3 protein-coding genes and 1 pseudogene are annotated in these 2,576 nt (G+C 68.2%); 2 read left to right on the forward strand and 2 right to left on the reverse strand.

Translation table 11 applies throughout. The features are described 5' to 3' along the window. Together SY1_RS12785 and malQ are read left to right on the forward strand one after the other, a co-directional pair. Positions 1 to 169: amidohydrolase family protein (locus tag SY1_RS12785; protein ID WP_208873995.1), on the forward strand; the 169-nt coding region annotated here is incomplete at its 5' end. Between the two features lie 77 nt (positions 170 to 246). After that, on the forward strand, positions 247 to 1,752 hold the full coding sequence (gene malQ / locus SY1_RS05225; RefSeq protein WP_208872950.1) for a 4-alpha-glucanotransferase: 1,506 nt from the start codon (positions 247 to 249) through the stop codon (positions 1,750 to 1,752). Positions 1,753 to 1,817: 65 nt separating this feature from the next. Here the strand turns inward: malQ and SY1_RS05230 are convergent, their stop codons facing one another. After that, a complete protein-coding gene (locus SY1_RS05230; RefSeq protein WP_208872951.1) occupies positions 1,818 to 2,186 on the reverse strand; it encodes an amidohydrolase family protein in 369 nt (122 codons plus the stop codon). 94 nt (positions 2,187 to 2,280) lie between these two features. Next, positions 2,281 to 2,576 (reverse strand): annotated as a pseudogene (locus SY1_RS05235) (hypothetical protein); the annotation flags it as partial.

Genomic DNA, 2,576 nt, shown 5'->3' on the forward strand with positions numbered 1-2,576 from the left:
CGGCCACAACGAGGGGCGCCGCGGCGAGATCGCGCCGGGGCGCGACGCGGACCTCGTGGTGCTGGATCGGGACCCCTTCGCCGTCCACCCCGGCGACCTCGCGGAGATCGGAGTGGACCTGACCCTCTGCGGCGGGCGCGTCACCCACAGCTCAGGCCGTCTCGACTGAGGGAGCGCGGCGGGGCCGCGTGAGGCGGAAAAAACTCCCCCTGCGCCCTGCCGGCCCTACTTGGAGGTTTTAATAAATTGAAAACGGACAGGAGAAAATGCGGTGTGCTGCTCCCCATGACCTCGCTTCCCTCGCGCTTCGGGATCGGCGACATGGGGCCGGGGGCGCTGCGGTTCGCGGAGTTTCTGCAGGGGGCGGGGCAATCGCTGTGGCAGGTCCTGCCCCTGACCGCGACGGACGCGGGGTGCGCCCACTCGCCCTACAGCCCCGCTTCGGCCTTCGCCGGCAGCGGCCTCCTGATCAGCCCGGAGGGCCTGATGGAGGACGGGTTTCTGAGCCAGGAGGACCTGGACAGCGCGCCCAACTTCTCGAACGACCGGGTGGACTACGGCGCGGCCGGAGCCTTCAAGGCAACGCTCCTGCAAAGGGTGTGGGCGCAGTTTCACCGCGGCGGCGAGAGCGCGGACTTCAAGGCCTTCTGCCAGAGCCAGGGGGAGTGGCTGGAGGACTGGAGCCTCTTCATCTCCATCAAGGGCGCCATGGGCGGGCTCGCCTGGCGCGACTGGCCCGACGGGCTGAAGTTTCGCCGCCCTCAGGACCTCGACCGGTTCCGTCGAGACCACAACGGTGACATCGGGCTTCAGAACTTCATCCAGTACGTCTTCGCGCGGCAGATGTCCGTGCTGCGGAGGCGCATGGCGGAGCTGAAGCTGGAGCTGGTGGGGGACGTCCCCGTCTACGTCATGGGGGACTGCGCCGACGTCTGGGCCCACCCGGACCTCTTCGACCTGGACGAGGACCTGAACTTCGTCTCCGTGGCGGGCGTCCCCCCGGACTACTTCAGCGCCAAGGGGCAGCTCTGGGGCAACCCGACGTACAACTGGGAGGCCATGCGGAGGGACGGCTTCCGCTGGTGGACCGGACGCCTGCGCCGCCTCCTGACCTTCTTCGACCGCGTGCGCATCGACCACTTCCGGGGGCTCATCGCCTACTGGGCGCTGCCGGCGGACGCCGAGACGGCCGAGCACGGGGAGTGGCGCAGCGTGCCCCACCGGGAGTTCTTCAGCGCCCTCAGGAGCGAGTTTCCGAACGCGCCCTTCTGGGCGGAGAACCTGGGAATCCTCACCCCGGAGGTGGAGGAGGCCCGCACCGCCATGGGGCTTCCCGGAATGACGATCCTCCACTTCGCCTTCGGGCACCCATCGGACAACCCCTACGCCCCCCACAACCACACGCCGGGAACCGTGGTCTACACGGGAACCCACGACAACAACACCTCCCGCGGATGGCTGATGGCCGACGCCACGCCCTGGGAACGGGCGAACCTCTCCGCCTACCTGGGGTGCGAGGTGACGGCAGGGAGCGTGTCCGGGGTCATGACGCGCATGGCCCTGGCCTCCGTGGCGGAGACGGCCGTCATCCCCATGCAGGACTGGCTCGACCTGGGACCGGAGGCCCGAATCAACACCCCGTCCACCACGGCGGGGAACTGGACGTGGCGCATGAAGCCGGGCGCCATCACGCCCGACCTCACGCAGCGGATGCGGTCGCTCTGCGAGCTCTACGGGCGTACCGGCGCGTAACACAAAAAAGGCAGGAAACACGGGAGGAGCGGGTTCAGTCCCGCTCCTCCCGTCGTCTTTTCGCTTCAGCTCAGGTTGTCGTAGACCGTGCCGTCGATGATGGTCCGCTCGCACAGCGTGAAGTTGTTGAAGGGGTGCCCGCTCCACACCGCGAGGTCCGCGTCCTTGCCCGGCTCGATGCTTCCCATCCGGTCCCCCAGCCCCAGCAGGCGTGCCGGACGGAGGGTGACGGCCTCGAAGGCCGCCCTCTCGCTCAGGCCATGGGCCATGCAGAGGCCGACGTGCATCGGCAGGTACTTCGTCCCGGAGGAGGTGTCCGCCGTCAGACAGAAGTTGATTCCGGCCTCCTCCATCCTCGCGGGCGTCGTCAGCTTCCGACCCCATATCTCCATCTTGCCGGGGGGCATCGTCAGCGGGCCGATGACGCAGTCCACGCGGTGCTCCCTCAGGAAGTCCAGGATCAGGTAGCCCTCCGTGCAGTGCTCGATGGAAAATCCAGGCGGAACTCCTCGGCGATGCGGATGGCCGTCACGATGTCGTCCGCCCGGTGGCAGTGGATGCGGCACTTCCTCTGGCCCCGGACGACGGGGACCAGCTCCTCCAGCGCGAAGTTGCGCTTCGGCCTCTTTTCGGGATCCGCCTCCCCGCCCGAAGCTCCTCGGAGTAGTCCAGCGCCTCATAGAGCGTCCGGCGCAGGATGGCGGCCAGGCCCATGCGCGTCATGGGAGCTCGCTTCTGCTCGACGCCGTAGACCCGTTTGGGGTTCTCCCCCAGCGCGAACTTCATGTGCTCCGAGCCGGGGATGGCGATGTCGAAGACCGTCG

Source organism: Fretibacterium fastidiosum (genome assembly GCF_000210715.1).
Lineage (GTDB): Bacteria > Synergistota > Synergistia > Synergistales > Aminobacteriaceae > Fretibacterium > Fretibacterium fastidiosum.